The following is a 19,532-nucleotide window of genomic DNA, read 5'->3' as shown; positions in this document are numbered from 1 at the left end:
TTTTGTCCACGGAAATCAAGATCCTGCTTGTTGACGACGAACCCCTGGAGCGGCAGGCCATGCGTTTTTTGCTGGCCAGGGAACGGCCCCACTACCAGGTGGCTGCTGAAGCAGGTAATGGTATGGAGGCTGTAAACCTGGCAGCAACTTTGCGGCCGGATATTGTCTTCCTTGACATTAAGATGCCCGTCATGGACGGCCTTACTGCCGGGCGGGAGATACGGTCACTTCTTCCCGAAACCAGGCTAATCTTTGTCTCCGCCTATGGCGAATTTGATTACGCCCGCGAAGCAGTCTCCCTGGGCGCCTCGAAATATTTATTAAAGCCGGTAGACGGGGAAGAAATGATCAAGCTCCTGGATGAACTGGCTGCCGATATTTCTGCAACCCGCCGGCGCCAGCAGGAAACGGCCCGGCTCAAAGAGGCCCTGGAAGAAATGAAGCCCCTGATCCGCCTGGGCTTTATTATGGACCTGATCAATGGGAATATAGCAGGAGCCGAGGCCGAGAGCCGCGCCCTTTTCCTGGGGATTACCTCCCTGCCGCGGTTGGCCTTGCTGGTAGATATTGATAATTTTGCTAGCCTTGCCCGGGAAGGGACGGAAATTGAACGGCAGCTTTTAAAGCAGCGGGTAAAGGAGAGTATTGAAAAAGCAACGGCCGGCTGGCCGGGAGCCCTGGTAGCACCTGTCACCAGGGACGAATTTGCCGTTCTCCTGCCCCTCGATCACCTGGGAAAGGAACGTGACCCCCGCCGGGCCGCCATCCAGCTGGGCGAGGCCATCTGCCGCCAGGTGCGCCAGGACACGGAAGTGACCGTGACGGTGGGTATTGGCCGCCTGGCTGAACGGGTTACCGACCTGGCCCGTTCCTATGCCGAGGCGGCGGCGGCAGCTGAATTCCGCCTGCTTTATGGCGGCGACCAGGTTATCCATGCTGACGACGTAACCACCCGGTCCAGGGCCGGCCGCTCCCTACCGGTGCAGGAGGAACAGGAACTGGCCCAGGCCATCCGCATGGGTGAGCGGGAGCTGGCTTACCGCCAGGCCAGCAATATTTTAATGAAACTGCTCCTGGAACAGGAAAGGCGCCCGGCCCTGTTAAAGATGAAACTCCTGGAACTGGTGGCCCTGGCAGCCAATGCCGCCCTGGAAGGGGGAGCCGACCCGGAGGCCGTTTCCAACCTCACCCTGGCTGCCAGCAGCGAATTTTTAAACCTTGATAACCTGGCGGCTATGCGGCAGCGCCTCCTGGAGCGCCTGATGGACCTGGCAGATCAGGTAGCAGCCAGCCGGGAACAACGCAATTCTTCTCTTATTGACCGGGCCAGCAAGTTTATCGAAGCCAACTTCAGCCAGGATCTCACCCTGGAAGAAGTCGCCCAGCAGGTATATTTAAGTCCCTGTTATTTCAGCCGCCTCTTTAAGCAGGTTAAGGGCCAGAACTTCATTGATTACCTGACCAGGGTACGCCTTAGAGCAGCTAAGGAATTGCTGCTGAATACCAACCTGCCGGTGGCGGCAATAGCCGAACGGGTCGGTTATCACGACGCCCGTTATTTCAGCCAGGTATTTAAAAAGCAGGAAGGGTACACGCCCAGCGTGTTCCGCAAAATAGGGGGTGCTAAGTTTGAAGGAAGTGCTGGTTGATTTCCAGCCGGTGGGCCGGCGCGCTCAGGTTGCGGCTGGCCAGACTATTTTAGCCGCCGCGCAGCAACTGGGGCTGGCCCTGGGAGCCGGGGGCCTGACGGCACCCTGCGGCGGCAGGGGCCTGTGCGGCCGCTGCCGGGTGCGGGTAGCCGCCGGCGACGCCGGGGAGCCGACGCCGGCGGAAAGGCGTTTCTTGAAGCCGGAGCAGCTGGAACAGGGTTATCGCCTGGCCTGCCAGGCAGTCATCCAAGGACCGCTGAAAGTGGAGATCCCCCCGGAATCCATGCTCGGAGTTCAGAAACTTCAGGTGGAAGGGCTGGACGTCGCAGTAGTCCCGGAAGCGCCGGTTAAAAGGTATAATCTTCCTTTAACCAGGACGACCATTGAGAACCCCCGGCCCCTCTGGCAGCAGGTGGCCGGCGAGCTGGAGGCCACTTACGGCCTGGAGCGCCCGGAAATAGATTTTAACCTGGCTTTGGTAACGGAACCCATGGCGGCCGGCGGCACCGGCGTGGTTACGGTGCGCGGTAAAGAGGTGATCAACATTTATGCCGGCCGGCCGGCGCCGCCGCCCCTGGGCCTGGCCGTCGACCTGGGGACCACCAAGGTGGCCGGTTTCCTGATAAATCTGGAAACGGGGGCTACCCTGGCTGCCGACGGGATCATGAACCCCCAGATCGCCTATGGCGAAGATGTCATGGCGCGCCTGGGCTATGCCCTGGAGGGAGAAGCCGCCTACCGGCGCCTCCAGGAAGTAGCAATCGAGGGGTTGAACCGGCTGGCCGCCACCCTGGCCGGGAAGGCCGGCGTTACCACCGCAGACATTGAAGAAGCCGTCATCGTGGGCAACACCGCCATGCACCACCTGTTGTTGCACCTGCCGGTAGAGCAGCTCGCCCGGGCCCCCTACGTGCCGGCTTTGACCATACCTGTAGAAGTAAAAGCCCGGAGCCTGGGTCTAAACTTCAGCCCGGGAGCCTATGTCTATCTCCAGCCGGTAATTGCCGGCTTTGTCGGCGGCGACCATGTGGCCATGATCCTGGGCAGCCGCCTTGACGAGGCCCGTAAAGTCACCCTGGGCCTGGATATCGGTACCAATACGGAAATTGTTTTAAGTTACGGCGGTAAAATGCTTTCCTGCTCCTGCGCTTCGGGGCCGGCCTTTGAAGGCGCCCATATCGCCCAAGGAATGCGCGCCATTACCGGGGCCATCGCCGCCGTCCGGCTCAGTGACGACGGACGGGAGGTCTACTGGGAGAGCATTGGCGGTGTACCGCCGCTGGGTATCTGCGGTTCCGGCATCCTGGACGCCGTGGCCGAGCTTTACCGCACCGGCGTCCTCAATGCCAGCGGCCGGCTGGATTTAAATCATCCCCGGGTAAGGCGACCTGCTGAGGGTGGCCCAGCGGAATTCCTCCTGGTGCCGGCTGAGGAAACCGGCATTGACAGCGACCTGGTGGTAACCCAGAAGGACATCAGCGAGATCCAGCTGGCCAAGGCGGCCATTGCCAGCGGCACCCTGCTCCTCCTGGAGGCAGCGGGCCTCACGGTGGCCGACCTGGAAGAAGTTGTGGTCGCCGGGGCCTTTGGTACCCACCTGAAGCTGGAAAGCGCCATTACCATCGGCATGTTCCCCAAACTTCCTTTGAGCGCCTTCCGCCAGGTGGGCAATGCCGCCGGCACCGGGGCGCGGCTGGCCCTCCTTTCCATGGCCGAAAGGCAGCGGGGCGAAACAATAGCCCGCCAGGTGAGCTATATCGAACTCATGACGCGGCCATCTTTCCAGGAAGTGTTTATGAAGTCGCTTCTATTACCATAAATTCTGGAGGTGAAGGCCCGTGAATCATGTTGAACGGGTGCAGGTGGCCCTGGCCCGGGGCCGGCCCGACCGGGTGCCGGCGGGAGAATTTGAGCTGGAACCGGGGCTGGTGGCGGCCCTGCTGGGCCGGGAAGGACCGGCGGGTTTTGCTGAGGAAGTGGCTGCCCGGGATCTCCTGGGGATGGACCTCCTGGCCGTTACTCCCCAGACTCCGTTAAAGGAAGAGGGAAATGACTGCTACCAGGATATCTGGGGCCGGCGGCTGCGGCGGCAGAGGGGTTTGACTACCGTTCAGGCCCCGGCTATCCCCTCCCTTCAGGAAGCAGCCAGTTACCGCCTGCCGGACGCGAACGCCTTTGACCTGCGTTCCTTACGGCGCTGGCGGGAGGAAACGGATTTCTTCGTTTTTGCCTTTGTAGACGGCCCTTTCCAGGGGACTAATAAGCTTTTTGATTTTACGGATTTTCTCCTGGCGGTGGCCGGCCGGGAGGGAGCCATCAGCGACCTGGCCGCGGCTGTAGTTGACTTTAACCTGGAGCTGGCCCGCCTCTGCGTCCAGGCCGGGGCCCATGGCCTGCTTATCGGCGACGACATTGCCTATGAGCGGGGAACCTACATTCACCCCGGCCTGTGGCGGGAAATCTTTTTGCCCCTTTTGCGCCGCCAGGTAGAGGCCATTAAAGCCATGGGTGTTCCGGTCCTTTACCACTCCGACGGTAACTTGAGGGCCGTTTTACCCGACCTGGCAGCCTTACCCCTGGACGGCATCCAGTGCCTGGAACCGGCCGCCGGCATGGACATTGGCGCCATTAAGAAGGAGTGCGGCGGGCGCCTGTGCTTGATGGGTAATTTCGACCTGGACCTCCTGGCTTCAGGCACGCCAGAAACCATTACGGCGGCAGTGGAGCAGCTCCTGCTAGCGGCGGCGCCCGGCGGCGGGTATATCTTTTCTACCTCCAGCGGTATTTTGAGTGCCGACCTGCCACCCCGGAACGTCCTGGCCCTTTACCGGGCGGTAGCTGAATATGGTGCTTATTAAATTTACCCTATATTTTGCACCCTTTACCAGAAGGCCTGGCATATTTTTTCCCTCCCGGCATACCATTAAATAAGGATCCGGGCAGGCACTAACCCGGATGGCGAAAGGGTGGCCCTACCCTCGTACAACTTGAGGGTAGAACCTGGCGGGAGAGGTGGTTTGCTTGGCCTGTAGATTTTTACGCTGGCAGGTTATTTTACCCGTAGCGCTGGTGCTGGCCCTGGCTGGCGGCTGGTTTTATTCTTATTACCTGCGGGAGATAAAGGTCGAACCCCAGGAACTTATTGTCCAGGCCCTTGATACTACCAACCAGGCAACCAGCTACCGTTTCCACGTCGAGGCCAGCCTGATTACCGGCGGAAATAAAATAGGCTTAAGCAGCCTGGACGGGGAACGGGCCGGTGACGGCAGCCTGTATTTAAAGGGCCAAATGACCGGCCAGCCGGTGGAAATCTACCAGGTCAAAGATACCACTTATTTTCGCGACCCGACCTCCAAACGCTGGATGGTCACCCCTGGCAACAACCCCCTGGAGCAGGAAAAGTATATGGCTGAAATCAATCCCCTATCCATTTTAAAAATTACCCGGGTGGATGATTTGAAGTTTTTGGGCCGCCAGAAAAAGGTGCCGGGGAGGCCCTACCTCCTCACCTGCCGGCCGCAGGTCAACAACCAGTTCCTCAACAGCTACTGGCAGGATCTTTACTACCAGTTCTGGGTGGAACGGGGCAGTAACTACATCCGCAAAGTTTCCCTCGAAGCCGCCCACCGCCAGCGCCCCCAGGACAAACTGACCATGACGGTTGACTTCTACGATTTTAACAAGCGCATCAACATTAAACCGCCCCAGTAGGGCGGTTTGGCTTTTAGTGTTAATTCAAGGTAAGATCGCGGAAAAACTGCTGGGCCAGGGGATAATATATCGAAGTTATCGCGCCAGGTTGCTGTTAACAACTGTGCTTTCTAAATTTTTCTTCCCTGTACCTGGCCTGGAGCAATGCTGTCACCGTGCCGGGCCGACCGTCCTTCCGGGAAGGGCAGGTCGTCGGCAGCCTGTGATGGTAGCTTCTCGATGTAACGGCCCAGGTCATAGGACAGGTAGCCGACGATACCACCGGAGAAAGGAATGGGGTGTTCTCGCCGGGGGAGGATGTAGGGGGCTATAAGGGAGCGGATGATTTTCCAGGGATTGCCGGTAAGGGTTTGCACCGGTTGACCGGGAGAGGAGAGCCGGGCCTGCTAGCCCCTGGTCTTGACTAACCAGGAAGGGGTCGCTGCCTAAAAAGGAATAGCGGCCCCAGCGGGGGTGAAAAAGGGAGCTTTCCAGCAGGAAGCCGTTTTCCCGGCCGCCGGCGAGGGCGGCATAAAGGGCCTCCGGGTCTGGTCCTCACCCCAAAAGCTCCGAGTCGTCTCATCTGGAACCTCTAACTCGTATTGCCCATCTCCGCTCAGCTCATATTAACTTCTGCCTTATACCTTAATTTATAGCATTTACAAGGCACCAGGACAAGTACCGGGCGCTGCTAAAGTATCGCTGACCCTGCCACTTAAGTTAGATAACTCAGGGTACGCCTGTTTCGCTAGAAAAACTCCCGAAAATGCTCCATCCACCAGCGAGCGTACCGTTCCTCCGGATCTTCACTTTCCAGGGTAAGGCCGGCTGCTAACAGGGAATTGCGCCCGGGCAGTTTATGGCGCAGGAGGTATTCATAAGCCTCAGTGATTAGCATAAATTTTTCAATAGTTAGCTTATCATCCGCGTGACAATCGGGGTGGTACTGCCGGGCCAAGCGGCGGTACGCCTTTTTTATTGCCTGGGCGCCGGCATCGTGACTGACCCCTAGGACCTGGCGCGCCCTTTTTTCTAATGTACTGGTACCAGGGGACACCGGTAGCTCACTCCTTTGGCGCCAAATTCGGACGGCCAGAAGGATTTTGCCGTTATACAGCGAAGATAACAAGGTTATGGTAAACTGTCAAGAGGTATATTAATAGAGGCCGGTGGAGGAAGTTTGCCGGGGTGAAGGTAACATCTTACTTTTATTTCGGGGGAGGAATTATTTTTGCAGGATGACATTGCTGAAGTCCTGGTCAGCGCCGCTGAGATAAAAAAACGGGTTAAAGAAATGGGCGCGGCCATTAGCCGCGATTATGCCGGCAAGGACCTGCTGGTGGTGGGTATTCTCAAAGGGGCGATCATTTTCCTCGCCGACCTGGTACGGGAGATTACCATTCCCCTCCAGCTCGATTTTATGGCCGTTTCCAGTTACGGCGCCGGGACCACCACCTCGGGAGCAGTGCGCATCTTGAAGGACCTGGAAGTGCCGGTGGAAGATAAGCACCTCCTGATTGTGGAGGATATTGTTGATACCGGTCTGACTTTAAAATACCTGCTGGAAAATTTAAAAGCCCGGAAACCTTTAAGTGTGCGCTCCTGCACCATCCTTGATAAGCCTGAGCGGCGGCTGGTGGATGTCCATGTCGACTACAGCGGCTTTTCCATACCGGATTATTTTGTCGTTGGCTACGGCCTTGATTATGCCCAGAAATACCGCCATTTGCCGGACATCTGCGTCTTAAAACCGGAGGTTTACAACGGGCAGAGATGAAAAGAGGGTCGCCAGGCCTGCTCCTTACACGGCAAGAGCTCTATAGTTGGGCGACCTGCATCAAAAGGAGCTTCACCGTAAAATAAAGGTTAATTCAGTGAGGTTGGGTAGATAGATGATGCGAGAAAACAAGCAACCTGCGGAAATAGTCCTGGTCCTGGACTTCGGCGGTCAGTACAATCAGCTAATCGCCCGGCGGATACGCGAAGCCGGGGTTTATTCGGAAATGATCCCCTTTAATACTCCCCTAGAAGAAATCCTTGCCCGGCGGCCCAAAGGTATTGTCTTTTCCGGCGGGCCGGCCAGCGTTTACAGCCCGGGGGCGCCCCGCATTGACCGGGCTCTATATGAGAGCGGCATCCCCATTTTAGGCATATGCTATGGCATGCAGCTCATGGCCCACGACCTGGGGGGCCGGGTGGAGGCAGCCGCAGGGCGGGAATACGGTAAGACCGAGCTTGAAGTAACGACTGACGACATCCTCTTTGCCGGGTTACCCCAGAACATGCAGTGCTGGATGAGTCACGGCGACTATATCAGTGCCCCGCCGCCGGGCTTCCAGGTAACGGCCCGCTCGGCCTACACGCCGGTGGCAGCCATGAGCGACCCGGGGCGCCGGCTTTACGGTGTCCAGTTTCACCCGGAAGTCAAGCACACGCCCCTGGGCCAGGAGATGCTCCGCCGTTTCCTCTTCCAGGTGTGCGGCTGCCGCGGTGAGTGGTCGGTCAGCTCCTTTATCGAGGAGCAGGTAGCGGCTATACGCGAGCGGGTGGGTGACGGCCGCGTCCTCTGCGCCCTGAGCGGCGGCGTAGATTCTTCCGTGGCCGCGGCCCTGGTGCACCGGGCCGTGGGCGACCGTTTAACCTGCGTCTTTGTCAATCATGGCCTCCTGCGCCAGGGCGAGGCGGAGCAGGTGCAAAAGACCTTCGGCCAGGCCCTGCAGGTGAACCTGGTTTATGTCGACGCCAGCGAGCGTTTCCTGGCTAAACTGGCAGGAGTAACCGACCCGGAAGAGAAGCGCAAGATTATCGGCCACGAGTTTATCCGCGTTTTTGAAGAGGAGGCCAGAAAGCTGGGGAAAGTGGATTTCCTGGTCCAGGGAACCTTATATCCTGACGTCATCGAAAGCGGCACCGAAACGGCGGCCGTTATCAAAAGCCACCATAACGTCGGCGGCCTGCCGGAAGACATGGAGCTGGAGCTAATCGAACCGCTGCGGCTTTTATTCAAAGACGAGGTGCGCCGGGTGGGGGAGGAACTGGGCCTGCCCGAGGAAATAGTCTGGCGCCAGCCCTTCCCCGGGCCGGGACTGGCCATCCGTATTCTGGGGGAGGTTACACCGGAAAAGCTGGCGATTTTACGCCAGGCGGATGCCATTGTAACCGAAGAGATCCGGCGGGCCGGGCTCTACCGGGAAATCTGGCAGTCATTTGCTGTTTTGCCCTCCATGAAAAGCGTGGGCGTTATGGGCGACGAGCGCACCTATGCCTACCCCATCGTCGTCCGGGCCGTAACCAGCGACGATGCCATGACAGCCGACTGGGCGCGGCTGCCTTACGAATTGCTGGAGCGCATCTCTTCCCGCATCGTCAACGAGGTGCGCCACGTTAACCGGGTGGTTTACGACATCACCTCCAAGCCGCCGGCGACCATAGAGTGGGAGTAGGTAAAAAATTGCTAAGGCCAGGAGCGGTGAGTTATACTTTATAATGAGGGTTTGGTAAGGGGGGGTTATTTATGCTCAGCAACTATACGGCACGTTATACAAAGATCAGTTCAGGTTACCTGGGGCAACTGGTCGAGTGGCCTGAGGTAATAACTGAAGGGAAAACCCTGGAAGAATGTAGAGAAATGCTTAAGGATGCCCTTCGGGAGATGATTCTGGCCTATCGCCAGCAAAAGAAAGAAATTCCTCCTGGAGGCGCATTATTAGAACAGGTGCCGGTGGAGTTTTAGCAGTGTCTATAAAACGTCGGGACTTGATTCGTTACTTTGAGGCAAATGGTTTTTATTTACTACGGGAAGGTGCTAACCATTCAATCTATACCAATGGTATAAAAACGGTACCTGTTAAAAGGCACCGCACGCTGGACCGGATTACAGCCAATGAACTTTGCAAGCAGGCGGGTTTAAAGCCAATATTTTAAAAGCACGCTCCGTTTAAAAATAGCGTGCTTTTTTTATTGCTTTCTTATATCACCCGCCGGGCGCCGCGGTAGCGCCGTCCCCAGTAGTAGGGGTCATCAATGTTATCAATAGCTACCCCCCGGGAACTGGAGGCGCTGATGAACTTGCCGTTACCTATGTAAATACCGACGTGGCTGATTCCGGTACCATAGGTGTTGAAAAATACTAGATCGCCTACCTGGAGATCCTCCTTGGCGACGTGACTGCCGCTGGCGGCCTGATCGGATGCGGTGCGGGGCAGTTCGATGCCCACCTGGCGGAAAACATACTGGGTAAATCCGGAGCAGTCGAAACCACTGGGGCTTGTCCCCGCCCAACGGTAGGGGACACCAAGATATTGCCTGGCAATGGCGGCCACTCGTTTAGCGGTGGTGGTGGGAGTAGTTTCTTCCCCGCGGGAGGCAGGCAAGACGTTGCGCACTTCTGTCCCAGAGGAAGGGATGGATGCGGGAATCTCCAGGACTTGTCCAACTAAAATTAACGAAGAATGAAGGTTGTTGGCCGCCTGGATTTGTTCGACGGTGACGCCATAGCGGCGGGAGATGGCCCACAAAGTATCGCCCTTCTTTACTTCGTAGGGCTGGGCCGTAGCGGTCCCGGCGGCGGCTAAAATGAAGGAGCCGGCCAGTACGGTGGTAAGACAGTATTTACCCCACTTCTTCAATTTTCTTAGACCTCACTCTCTCCACACCTACGAGGTTAGTTGCCGGGTTCGGACCGAGAGTTAGCCCGGAGCCAGGAGGCTCTTCACCCCAAAAATTATCCCCCGTTTCCCGTTATTGCGGGAATTCGGTGCTAAAATATAACCATTTTATTATAACGTCGAAAAAGAGAAAAGTAAAAAGCGGTGTAGGGTGATTATGGTGCTATTAGTAATAATAATTGCGCTAAAGTGTCTGATTTCGCCTTCTAAATAAATTAATATGATATATGTGCATGCTGCATATTGTTTACCTATTACTTTGGATATTTTATAGCAAAATGTATACAGGTACTTTAACTGTTGAAGCGAAAGTCTTTATTAATAATATTTTACTGGTGGGTTGAGTGAAAAAAATTCGATAACAACAATATTTTTAGGGAAGATAAAGTGACTAAGGAGGTCTGTTAAAAGTATGGCTGCCTTGACCCCCAGAGAACGTGTCTTGCGTGCTTTAAATCGCCAGTGGGTGGATCGCATCCCTGTAGGTAACCCCACTTCCGTGGCTACTGTCGAATGTATGGAGGCTTGCGGTGCCTATTTCCCAGACGTCCACCTGGATGCGGAAAAGATGGCCACCCTGGCCGCTACCGGCCATGAGATCCTGGGGTTCGACACTATCGCCCCTTACTTCAGTGTCCAGCAGGAAGCGGCCGCCTTTGGCCTAAAGATGAGCTGGGGCGAAGTTGATTCCATGCCCGATGTCCTGGAAAACCCTTACGAAGAACCGGAGGACATTATTATTCCTCCCGATTTCCTGGAGAGACCTTCCATCCGTACCGTGCTGGATGCTTTGAGGATTCTGAAAAAAGAGTACGGCGACCATGTTTGCCTGGTGGGCAAGGTTATGGGTCCCTGGACCCTATCTTATCATTTGCACGGTACCCAGAACTTTCTCATAAAAACTATCCTGGAACCCGATAAAGTACGCCGTTTCCTGGATAAACTCAAAGGCCTCAGCGTCATGTTTGCCAACGCTCAGTTTGCCGCCGGGGCTGATGTAGTTACAGTGGCCGACCATGCCACCGGCGATCTGGTGAGCGGCGCCTGTTACCGCGACTTTCTCCTGCCAGTGCACCAAGAGATGACGAAGCAGATTAACGGCCCGACAATCCTGCATATCTGTGGCAATACCACCGACCGCCTGGATTATATCGCCCGGGCTGGTTTTACCTGTTTCCATTTTGACTCCAAGGTCAATCCCCGTCAGGCCCACGAGATTGTCGCCGGCCGTATCTCCTTGACCGGCAGCATTAACAATCCGGTCACCCTTTTCAACGGCACGCCCGAGGATGTGCGCCGGGAAGTAATCGCGAACATTGAAGCCGGTATCGAGATTATTGCTCCGGAGTGCGCCGTACCTCTCCGGACCCCCAATGCCAACCTGAAAGCCATTGTAAGTGCCGTAAAAGAATACTGTGATACTTAAAATGTGCACGCCGCACAACCTCAAGAGCAAGGTTTTGATATTTTAAGCAATATGATGAAAGGTTTATAAAGTTAAATGTAGAATATCTTTTATTGATGGAAAAATGATGCTAACTTGTTTAAACTCTTTGGGGGGAATGAGATTGTTTAATGAAGTTGTGAAGGATGTAATGAAAGCAGTAAAACATGAAAAAACTTTAAGGGTTCCGGTAGCGCTTTGGGACTTAGCCCCGTGGATGCCGAGTATGGCGGGCGTTAATTGTCTCGATTATTATAGAAATGTAGATATCAAACTTCAGGTGCAGATGAAGATGCAGGAGTATTTTCCCGAAGCAATATTATTTCCAGGTATCCATCCAGATTTTGGGGTTATTATTGAAGCTTCAGCTATGGGATGCCCAATTCAATGGTTGGATGATGATGCTCCTTTTGCTCATAAATGTCTAGAAAAACCGGAAGATGTACTTAAGTTAAAAGTAGTAGATCCCCAAAATGATGGCCTTATGCCCCAGGTATTAAAAGAGTACAAGTATATGCGTCAAGCTTGCGATAAAAAATTGTTGACTGATTATGGATATATCGAAGGACATGCTTTTAGTATGGGACCTGCGGAAATCGCTGCTTTGATGCGGGGTTATGATGGATTATTTTACGACTTTTATGATTGCCCCGAACTAGTCCATAAGCTGTTAACTATTCTAACTGAAAGCATTATTAAATGGCTAAGGGCACAGGAAAAGGTTAATGGCCAAATAAAACGTTTGTTTATCGCAGATCATTTATCAAGCGAGCTATCACCTTCTTTATACAAAGAATATTTCTTTCCTTATATGAAACAGATTTTTACCGAGTTTTCATATGCTGAGATACGTCTTTGGCATAATGAAGGTCGTTCGGAACATATCTTTCAATTTATACCGGACATGGGATGTAATATTTATCAGTTTGGAGCAGATCCCATTGAAAAGATAAAAGCATCTATAGGCCATAAAATATGCTTGATGGGGAATCTACATTCAGTAAAAGAAATCCGTAATGCTTCGAAAGAAGAAATTAAAAATTATGCTTTAGACCGTTTAGAAATAGGAGCAGAAGGTGGCGGATATATTTTATCAGGAGCCGGTGGACTGGCACCAGGAACTACAAAAGAAAAAGTAAGAGCATTAATTGAAGCTACTTTTATATATCAAAATAATTGAATGAAAATACTAATAGAGAGGGGGCAATGATTTGGATAAGTTTTGTGATACTATAGAACGCATGATTTTGGTTATTCTTATAGCCATGATGACGATAATTACTGTATTGATTTCAATTAACGTTGTTACCAGGTATATATGGCACTTTTCGATTACTTGGAATGAAGAGATAACCAGGTTTATGTTTATCTGGTCGGTATTATTCGGAACTAGTTTGGGGATAAAGCGACGTAATCATTTTAATCTAAACATAGTGAGTAACTTAATATCCATAAAATATTTAGATCTCTTTGTTTCTATATGTATACTGTTGTTTTCCTTAGTAATGATCATAGAAGGTTTTAAATTAGCAACAAGGACATTTACACAATTATCTCCTTCACTAAGCATTCCCATGGGTTATATTTATTTAGCTATACCATTAACCGGTCTTTTCAATGTCATTTTCACCATCAATAATATGTTAAGGCCTTTAAGTCATCAGGAAGAAAAATAAAGAAGGAGGTGACAAAATAGTGGTAGGGGTCTTAACAGTATCTTTTATTGTGTTGCTTATATTAACTGTACCCATAGGTTTCGCCATGGGACTTTCTTCAATCATTGCTCTTATATTCCAGGACAAGATACCATTGATTGTAGTTGTACAACGAATTTTTACGGGCATGGATTCTTTCCCGTTTTTAGCGATACCTTTGTTTGTTATTGCAGGAGCATTAATGGATACTGGTGGTATAGCAATCAGATTAGTTAATTTAGCGAAAGCCCTGGTTGGTTTTATCCGGGGCGGTTTAGGAATGTCGGTCGTAGTTGGAGAAATTCTATTTTCAGGGATTTCGGGCTCAACTACAGCCGATGTATCTGCAATCAGTTCTCTTCTTATCCCTGCTATGAAAAAGGCAGGCTACAGCATTCCAAATTCTGTGTCTATAGTATCTGCTGCAAGTGCAATGGGAATTTTAGTTCCACCATGTATTAATATGGTAATTCTTGGAGCGATGACTGACCAGTCTATAGGAGCTTTATTCATGGCTGGTTTTATTCCTGCTTTTGTTATGGCTGCTGTAATTATGGTTTTAATATATTACCAAGCGGTACGTGAGGGTTTGCCTGCCGATGGTCGTCCTTCATTAAAAACTCTAGGTCGAACCTTAAAAGATGGCTTAATTCCAATGCTTTTTCCAATTATTATTTTTGGTGGGATTCTTGGAGGTATATTTACAGTCACTGAGGCTGCTGCAGTAGCTGTGATTTATGCATTATTTGTAGGGGTATTTGTTTATCGGGAAATAACAATGCAGAAACTGATTAATATCTTAGCTGAGGCAGCGATAACTACTGCCCTGGTAGTTTTCCTGATCGGCACTGCCTCTATTTTTTCCTGGTTGCTTACCAGTCAAATGGTGCCACAAAAATTGGGAGCATTTATCCATACATTTACTTCTTCAAAAATTATTTTTCTACTGCTAAGTAATCTTGTTTTTATCATCATGGGAGGAATTCTTGAGGGTGCCCCTGCGCTAATTATATTTATTCCAATTATGATGCCTATTGCCCAGGCTTTTGGTGTGGACCCCCTGCATTACTCAATATTAGCCATTGCTTGCGTTGGTATTGGGCTGTTTTTACCTCCTATTGGGGTTGGTATATTAGTCGCATGCCGGATTGCTGGTATAACTGTAAATAAAGTTTTTAAAGCGATGCTACCTTATATTGTTGTTCTACTAATCGGTTTACTTATCATTACATTTGTTCCATGGTTTAGTCTGGTGTTACCAAAAATTTTCAGTCTGGTTTAATATTGAAACCTATAAATCCTGTAGCTCTACAGGGTTTAAGGTATAAATCAACGAAGGAGGAAAAGTTATGAGGAGAAATAACAAAAAAGCATGTTTGCCGTTAGTATTCGTCTTATTAATCGTCATGATCATGGGTTTATCGGGTTGTGGGTTATCGAAATCCCAACCGTCTGAGCAAGGTAAAGCTAATAAAGAAACAAAAATTGCACTAAAACTGGGACATATAGTCACAGAAAAACATAGTTATCATGAAGGAGTACTTAAGTTTAAAGAACTTGTAGAGAAAAATAGTAATGGCCAAATAGAGGTACAGATTTTTCCCAATAGTTCTTTAGGGAATGAACGTGATTTAGGCGAAGGCTTAAGAATTGGTACAATTGAAATGGCTTTAATTTCAACGGCGGTTATGCAAAACTTTGAGCCAGCATTAGGCGTTTTTGATTTACCATATATTCTACGTGATTGGGATCATGCCCATAAAGCTCAAGACGGTGAGGCTGGTCAAATGGCAGCCAAAAGGCTATTAGAAAAGCAAAATATTAGGGTACTGTCCTATTACGATCAGGGTTTCCGCCATGTATTGGGAATACCTAAACCAATAAATAATATAGAGGACCTTAAGGGTTATAAGATACGCTTACCCGAATCGCCGGTTTTTATAGATACCTTTAAGGCACTGGGGGCCAGCCCCACAACTATTCCCTGGAGTGAAGTCTACACCGCTTTACAAACCAAAGTAGTCGATGGCATGGAAGGTTCCCCGGAGAGTTTATTTACGAGTAAACTACATGAAGTGACAAAGTATTACTCTTTAACCAATCATATTTATGCTGGGGCCGTTTTATTGATATCGGAAAGTGTATATAAGAAATTAACACCAGAACAACAAAAAATAATTCTCGATGCGGCTAAAGAAAGTAGTACCTATGAACGTAAAGTGTGTATTGAACGCGATAATGAATATATGCAGAAAATGAAAGATGCAGGTATTAAAGTAAATCCCATTACGGATTTAACGCCCTTCCAAAATGCGGTAAAGAATATTTATGAAGACTTTGCTAAAAAAGTTGGCCCAGATGGTGAAAAACTGGTTCAAACAGTTATTGACACGAAGTAGATATTAATTTATTTTTAGAGCAATTATTAGTTTAAGTAGTAGACCCCCTGGAGTAACAGGGGGTTTCGAATCCTTGGGGGTCTCTCAATAGTTTTGTGCTTTTGCTCCATCCAACTAACGCAAGTGTGACCTTACCTTCTCCGGGAAGAAGATGGATAGCTGAAGCAGAATCTGTTCCCAGTTATGTACTCGGCCAGTCCATTTTCTGAGTAAATCTTGAGTGACCAGGTAGAGCATCTTTTGCAAAGCTTCAGATAGGAAAATGCTCTTTCCTTTAGTGACCTTTTTAGTTACCGGTGGTAACTCGCGATCATTATATGGAGCGAGGTAAAGTGTAGAACTTAATAATAAAGAACTGAAACGTATCTACCAGTTAAACGTAATCAACAGACAACGGCGAGAACATACGGTGCAGAATGTGGGATATAAGCAATAAGAAACTACATTTACTGGAAAAGCCGCGCCCCTGGCTTTCAGCAGAAAGGCCCATGAGATTGTCAATGGTTGCATCGCCCTGGCGGGTAGTATCGATAACCTGGCTACCCTTTTCGTACGCCCGAGGATGTGCGCCGGGAAGTAATCGCGAACATTGAAGCCGGTATCGAGATTATTGCTCCGGAGTGCGCCGTACCTCTCCGGACCCCCAATGCCAACCTGAAAGCCATTGTAAGTGCAGTGGAAGAATATTGCCGTAACCACTGATCCCAGCCTGGTTGGCCCCTCTGCCATTGGCAGAGGGGTTTTGCCTTTTGTTATCGGAGATGATCTATACCCCTAAGGTGCAGGTTGGCCTTCCTGAGAGCGTTTACTTTTTGCCAACTCGTGGATAAGTAGCGATGGCAGGATTGGCGGCCTGTAATCGCGTATTTTATCATAAAGCTTGCCCTGAAAATAAAAATTAGCTTTTGTTAGCCAGGTGGTGGTACATTATCATTAAAAGTAGGATGTGGATGTAAGTATGGCCATGGGAAATATCGGAGGGGAAGGGAATGCTGCAGCAGGAGTTAATTCAGCCCTTGCTGGACCGGGCCGCGGCAACTGGCCGGGTGGTAATAGAAATAATCAACCCGGACGGAGTAGTAATAGCCAGTTCGGACCCGGGCCGGGTACATTCATTACGGCCGGAGGTGCAGGAGTTAACTGCGGCCGGGCTTTATTGCCGCCCAGTATCTTCTTCCGAGGTAGATGCTGGTGCCACGCCTGTGATACCAGCAAAGGATGAAAACCACTTTCTTCCTTTAACGGTGAACGAACAGCTGGTAGCCTGGCTGGGATGGCAGGGATCGTTCCCCGGAGAAACCGCGGCTCTATTACAAGCTTCCCTGGAAGGGGTACTGGCAGCAGCCCGGCGCCGGGATGAGCAATACTACACTACCCGGGAAGAGGAGGCCCTTTTGAGCGCCCTTCTGGGGCGGGAGGCAGCTTCCCGGGCGGAGGAATTAAAGCTGCGGGCGCTAAATGCCGGGTATGACTTAAACCTTCCCCGGGCCGTCATCGTCCTGCGGCTGGAGCCCAAGGAGAATCGCTATTTTAATATTAATTTGCACCTGGGTTATGACGTTACCCGCGAACAGCTAAAAAGTGAAATCCTGGAACATGTAAAAGGGGATCTTTATATAACCGCCCAGGACCTGGTGGCCTTTTATAGTGAAGATTACCTGGTGATTTGTAAGGCCTTTTTAGATACTGATAATCTACCCCGCCTTTATCAGGCCATGGATGTTATAGGGAAGCATCTATATGACCTGGTCAGTGGGAATCATCTTTTCGCCGTCCAGGTGGCCTACGGTAGTATTGTCAAGGAGATTGCCGGTTTAAGGAGATCTTACCAGGAAGCGGTAGAGTTAATTTCCCTGGGGGCTGCGTGCGGTAAAAGCAACGGCTTTATCGATGCCGACACCATCCTCTTTGAAGCCCTGGCCTGTGCCCTGCCGGGCCGCCTGACCAGCAGATACCTGGAACCCCTGCTTCAGAAGGTTGAGGCAGCAGGCGAGGAAGGGATCCAGTTACTGGAGACTGTCGAAGCCTTTATAGATAACAATATGAATATTAAGCAAACGGCCGAGCAGTTATACCTGCACCGCAATACTGTCACCAACCGCCTGGAGCGCATTAAGCAGCTGACTGGGTTGGACCCGGCCACAGGTTTTCGCGCCATTTTCTGGCTAAAGATGCTGGCCGTTTACCGGCGCCTGGGCCGGCTCCACCAGCATGAAGATTGAGATTTAGGAAAAGGGGGGATGGGTTCATGGCAGCCAGGGAGCAAATGGCCGGCTGTGAGCGGGTATTAGCAGCTCTCAGGGGCAGAGATGTCGACCGTCTACCTTTAATTACACCCACCTCGGTAGCTACGGTGGAAAGCATGACTGCCACCGGCGCCTTTTTTCCCGAGGCTCATACCGACCCCCATAAAATGGCCGCCCTGGCGGCAACCGGCCACGAACTACTGGGCTTTGATACCGTCGCACCCTATTTCAGCATCCTGCTGGAGGCTGCGGCCCTGGGCTGTACGGTGGACTGGAACCCGGTGGACGCCATGCCGGCTATTAAAAATAACCCCCTGCAGAAATGGGAGGAGTGGCGCCTACCCACGAATTTCCTGGACCGGCAGCCGATTAAAGCTCTTCTCACGGCCATCAGCCTGCTGAAAAAGCGTTACGGTCACCGCGTAGCCGTGGTGGGCAAGGTTATTGGCCCCTGGACCCTGGCTTACCACTTGTGCGGGGTACAGAATTTCCTTCTGGGACTGGTCCTAGAACCGGAGGCCGTACGGGATCTGCTGGGGCGGCTGGTGGCCGTTCCTTTGCTGCTGGCGGCGGCAGAGGTGGAGGCCGGTGCTGATGTCCTAACATGGGCAGACCATGCTACCGGCGACCTGGTTAGTGCTACCGCCTATCGCGAGTTTCTCCTGCCTTTGCACCAACGGGCCGTTAAGGAATTGCCCGCGGATGTCCCGGTTATTCTCCATACATGCGGCCGGGTTACCGACCGGTTGGGCTACTTTACTCAGACGGGTTTTACGGCCTTTCATTTTGATTCCCGCAACCCGCCGGCCGAGCTCCTTATCCTGGCCAATGGCCGCCTGACCTTGGTAGGAGGCATCAATAACCCTCAGACCCTACTGAACGGCAGGGTAGCGGAGGTCAAGGTCGAAGTAGAAAGGCTGCTTAAGGCGGGCATCAGGCTGGTAGCGCCGGAGTGCGCTGTACCTTTGCGGACGCCGAACCAAAACTTGAAAGCCGTGGTCCAGGCAGTACGAGATTTTAGTCGCCGGCAACGGTAAAGGCCGCATTGCCTGGCCTGAGGCTGTGTGTTAAAATGTAAACAAATTAATATTTCCTGTGGGGAATTATGCCTTATGATCCTTTCTAGCAAATTGATCGTTGACTTTCAAGTTAAAGATCGAAAAAATCGACAGGGTTACTTTTTCGTCGTTTCCGGGCCTTCCGGGGTGGGAAAAAATACCCTGTTGAACTATGCCCTGGAGCGGGTCCGGGGTATATACTACCTGCCCTCAATAACCACCCGCCCCATGCGACCGGGGGAAGCCCAGGGCTTCCCGTATTTTTTTGTCAGTAAAGCTGATTTTGAAGCAATGATCACTCAGGGAGCCTTCCTGGAATGGAAGCAGATTCATTCCGGGGACTACTACGGTACCCATTTACCGACAATTGTTTATGCCCTGGAGAACGGCTATGACATTATTACCGACATGGATGTCCTGGGATGCGTTGAGGTCATGGAGCGCTTCCCTGAAAATGTCGTCCCGATTTTTATTGCCCCGCCAAATATGGAAGAATTGCGCCAGCGGCTGGCCGGGAGGGAAAAGGACACCGGGGTGATAGCCAGAAGGCTGGAACGGGTGGACATGGAAATGGGCTATGTCGATAGGTACCGACACGTGATCGTTAACGACGACCTGGAGCGGGCCGGGAAAGAGCTGGTCCGGATTTTAGAGCAATATTCCCAAAGGGAATAAAAAGTGAGGG

General features: G+C 51.6%; 20 protein-coding genes, 1 pseudogene and 1 riboswitch. Of the genes and pseudogenes, 17 read left to right on the top strand and 4 right to left on the bottom strand.

All coding sequences use genetic code 11. The features are described 5' to 3' along the window. Nucleotides 1-2: 2 nt before the first annotated feature. The 4 genes from MOMUL_RS00360 to MOMUL_RS00345 all read left to right on the top strand — a co-directional run bounded on the left by MOMUL_RS00360 (nucleotide 3) and on the right by MOMUL_RS00345 (nucleotide 5,360). Nucleotides 3-1,649: a response regulator gene (locus MOMUL_RS00360; RefSeq protein ID WP_062280085.1), complete on the top strand. Its 1,647-nt coding sequence runs from the start codon at nucleotides 3-5 to the stop codon at nucleotides 1,647-1,649. After that, nucleotides 1,621-3,468 (top strand): ASKHA domain-containing protein, encoded by a 1,848-nt coding sequence (locus tag MOMUL_RS00355; protein WP_407937678.1) that lies wholly within the window; start codon nucleotides 1,621-1,623, stop codon nucleotides 3,466-3,468. The genes MOMUL_RS00360 and MOMUL_RS00355 overlap by 29 nt, the downstream gene beginning before the upstream one ends. Before the next feature lie 19 nt (nucleotides 3,469-3,487). Continuing rightward, entirely contained in the window at nucleotides 3,488-4,507 is a 1,020-nt protein-coding gene (locus MOMUL_RS00350; protein ID WP_062280079.1) for a uroporphyrinogen decarboxylase family protein, read from the top strand. A gap of 163 nt (nucleotides 4,508-4,670) precedes the next feature. Beyond that, nucleotides 4,671-5,360: a hypothetical protein gene (locus MOMUL_RS00345; protein WP_062280076.1), complete on the top strand. Its 690-nt coding sequence runs from the start codon at nucleotides 4,671-4,673 to the stop codon at nucleotides 5,358-5,360. Nucleotides 5,361-5,470: 110 nt separating this feature from the next. On the opposite strand, the gene MOMUL_RS00340 is transcribed toward MOMUL_RS00345, so the two are convergent. Both MOMUL_RS00340 and MOMUL_RS00335 read right to left on the bottom strand, forming a co-directional pair. Then, a complete protein-coding gene (locus tag MOMUL_RS00340) occupies nucleotides 5,471-5,716 on the bottom strand; it encodes a hypothetical protein (protein ID WP_062280073.1) in 246 nt (81 codons plus the stop codon). 371 nt (nucleotides 5,717-6,087) lie between these two features. Then, nucleotides 6,088-6,396 (bottom strand): J domain-containing protein, encoded by a 309-nt coding sequence (locus MOMUL_RS00335; RefSeq protein WP_062280070.1) that lies wholly within the window; start codon nucleotides 6,394-6,396, stop codon nucleotides 6,088-6,090. 174 nt (nucleotides 6,397-6,570) lie between these two features. Between MOMUL_RS00335 and hpt the strand changes: the two genes are divergently transcribed. The 4 genes from hpt to MOMUL_RS17735 all read left to right on the top strand — a co-directional run bounded on the left by hpt (nucleotide 6,571) and on the right by MOMUL_RS17735 (nucleotide 9,263). After that, entirely contained in the window at nucleotides 6,571-7,116 is a 546-nt protein-coding gene (gene hpt / locus MOMUL_RS00330) for a hypoxanthine phosphoribosyltransferase (RefSeq protein WP_062280068.1), read from the top strand. Between the two features lie 115 nt (nucleotides 7,117-7,231). Then, nucleotides 7,232-8,782, top strand: coding sequence for a glutamine-hydrolyzing GMP synthase (gene guaA, locus MOMUL_RS00325; RefSeq protein ID WP_062280065.1), 1,551 nt, complete (start codon nucleotides 7,232-7,234; stop codon nucleotides 8,780-8,782). Between the two features lie 71 nt (nucleotides 8,783-8,853). Then, nucleotides 8,854-9,072, top strand: coding sequence for a type II toxin-antitoxin system HicB family antitoxin (locus tag MOMUL_RS00320; protein ID WP_062280062.1), 219 nt, complete (start codon nucleotides 8,854-8,856; stop codon nucleotides 9,070-9,072). A 2-nt stretch (nucleotides 9,073-9,074) separates the two neighbouring features. After that, the gene (locus MOMUL_RS17735) at nucleotides 9,075-9,263 is read left to right on the top strand and encodes a type II toxin-antitoxin system HicA family toxin (RefSeq protein ID WP_062280059.1); all 189 of its coding nucleotides are present in this window, start codon (nucleotides 9,075-9,077) and stop codon (nucleotides 9,261-9,263) included. 44 nt (nucleotides 9,264-9,307) lie between these two features. On the opposite strand, the gene MOMUL_RS00310 is transcribed toward MOMUL_RS17735, so the two are convergent. Next, the gene (locus MOMUL_RS00310) at nucleotides 9,308-9,967 is read right to left on the bottom strand and encodes a C40 family peptidase (RefSeq protein ID WP_062280055.1); all 660 of its coding nucleotides are present in this window, start codon (nucleotides 9,965-9,967) and stop codon (nucleotides 9,308-9,310) included. 10 nt (nucleotides 9,968-9,977) lie between these two features. Continuing rightward, nucleotides 9,978-10,108, bottom strand: a riboswitch (cyclic di-AMP (ydaO/yuaA leader). 310 nt (nucleotides 10,109-10,418) lie between these two features. Between MOMUL_RS00310 and MOMUL_RS00305 the strand changes: the two genes are divergently transcribed. From MOMUL_RS00305 to MOMUL_RS00285, 5 genes are all read left to right on the top strand, one after another. Next, entirely contained in the window at nucleotides 10,419-11,432 is a 1,014-nt protein-coding gene (locus MOMUL_RS00305) for an MtaA/CmuA family methyltransferase (protein WP_062280052.1), read from the top strand. Between the two features lie 142 nt (nucleotides 11,433-11,574). Continuing rightward, nucleotides 11,575-12,630 (top strand): uroporphyrinogen decarboxylase family protein, encoded by a 1,056-nt coding sequence (locus MOMUL_RS00300; RefSeq protein WP_062280049.1) that lies wholly within the window; start codon nucleotides 11,575-11,577, stop codon nucleotides 12,628-12,630. 61 nt (nucleotides 12,631-12,691) lie between these two features. Beyond that, the gene (locus tag MOMUL_RS17730) at nucleotides 12,692-13,126 is read left to right on the top strand and encodes a TRAP transporter small permease (protein WP_407937682.1); all 435 of its coding nucleotides are present in this window, start codon (nucleotides 12,692-12,694) and stop codon (nucleotides 13,124-13,126) included. Between the two features lie 19 nt (nucleotides 13,127-13,145). Beyond that, nucleotides 13,146-14,426, top strand: coding sequence for a TRAP transporter large permease (locus MOMUL_RS00290; protein WP_062280043.1), 1,281 nt, complete (start codon nucleotides 13,146-13,148; stop codon nucleotides 14,424-14,426). 67 nt (nucleotides 14,427-14,493) lie between these two features. Further along, nucleotides 14,494-15,543, top strand: a complete 1,050-nt coding sequence (locus MOMUL_RS00285; protein ID WP_062280040.1) for a TRAP transporter substrate-binding protein — start codon at nucleotides 14,494-14,496, stop codon at nucleotides 15,541-15,543. 114 nt (nucleotides 15,544-15,657) lie between these two features. Here the strand turns inward: MOMUL_RS00285 and MOMUL_RS17725 are convergent. Continuing rightward, nucleotides 15,658-15,857: pseudogene (locus MOMUL_RS17725) on the bottom strand (IS256 family transposase); the annotation flags it as partial. Between the two features lie 250 nt (nucleotides 15,858-16,107). Here MOMUL_RS17725 and MOMUL_RS16825 point away from each other — a divergent pair. The 4 genes from MOMUL_RS16825 (at nucleotide 16,108) to gmk (ending at nucleotide 19,522) form a co-directional block, all read left to right on the top strand. Continuing rightward, nucleotides 16,108-16,245 (top strand): hypothetical protein, encoded by a 138-nt coding sequence (locus MOMUL_RS16825; protein WP_169802139.1) that lies wholly within the window; start codon nucleotides 16,108-16,110, stop codon nucleotides 16,243-16,245. 287 nt (nucleotides 16,246-16,532) lie between these two features. Further along, nucleotides 16,533-17,765, top strand: a complete 1,233-nt coding sequence (locus MOMUL_RS00280; RefSeq protein WP_062280037.1) for a PucR family transcriptional regulator — start codon at nucleotides 16,533-16,535, stop codon at nucleotides 17,763-17,765. A 26-nt stretch (nucleotides 17,766-17,791) separates the two neighbouring features. Further along, on the top strand, nucleotides 17,792-18,826 hold the full coding sequence (locus MOMUL_RS00275) for an MtaA/CmuA family methyltransferase (protein ID WP_084785360.1): 1,035 nt from the start codon (nucleotides 17,792-17,794) through the stop codon (nucleotides 18,824-18,826). Between the two features lie 75 nt (nucleotides 18,827-18,901). Next, a complete protein-coding gene (gene gmk / locus MOMUL_RS00270) occupies nucleotides 18,902-19,522 on the top strand; it encodes a guanylate kinase (RefSeq protein WP_062280034.1) in 621 nt (206 codons plus the stop codon). Nucleotides 19,523-19,532 lie beyond the last annotated feature (10 nt).

Source organism: Moorella mulderi DSM 14980, assembly GCF_001594015.1.
Classification (GTDB): Bacteria; Bacillota; DSM-521; order Neomoorellales; family Neomoorellaceae; genus Neomoorella; species Neomoorella mulderi.
This window is presented reverse-complemented; position numbering and strand designations above follow the sequence as displayed.

Bases quoted from the DNA above. Each gene is read 5' to 3' on its own strand.
- MOMUL_RS00280 (WP_062280037.1), top strand. From the start codon at position 16,533: ATGCTGCAGCAGGAGTTAATTCAGCCCTTGCTGGACCGGGCCGCGGCA.
- MOMUL_RS00285 (WP_062280040.1), top strand. From the start codon at position 14,494: ATGAGGAGAAATAACAAAAAAGCATGTTTGCCGTTAGTATTCGTCTTA.
- MOMUL_RS00305 (WP_062280052.1), top strand. From the start codon at position 10,419: ATGGCTGCCTTGACCCCCAGAGAACGTGTCTTGCGTGCTTTAAATCGC.
- guaA (WP_062280065.1), top strand. From the start codon at position 7,232: ATGATGCGAGAAAACAAGCAACCTGCGGAAATAGTCCTGGTCCTGGAC.
- MOMUL_RS00275 (WP_084785360.1), top strand. From the start codon at position 17,792: ATGGCAGCCAGGGAGCAAATGGCCGGCTGTGAGCGGGTATTAGCAGCT.
- gmk (WP_062280034.1), top strand. From the start codon at position 18,902: ATGATCCTTTCTAGCAAATTGATCGTTGACTTTCAAGTTAAAGATCGA.
- MOMUL_RS00320 (WP_062280062.1), top strand. From the start codon at position 8,854: ATGCTCAGCAACTATACGGCACGTTATACAAAGATCAGTTCAGGTTAC.
- MOMUL_RS17730 (WP_407937682.1), top strand. From the start codon at position 12,692: ATGATTTTGGTTATTCTTATAGCCATGATGACGATAATTACTGTATTG.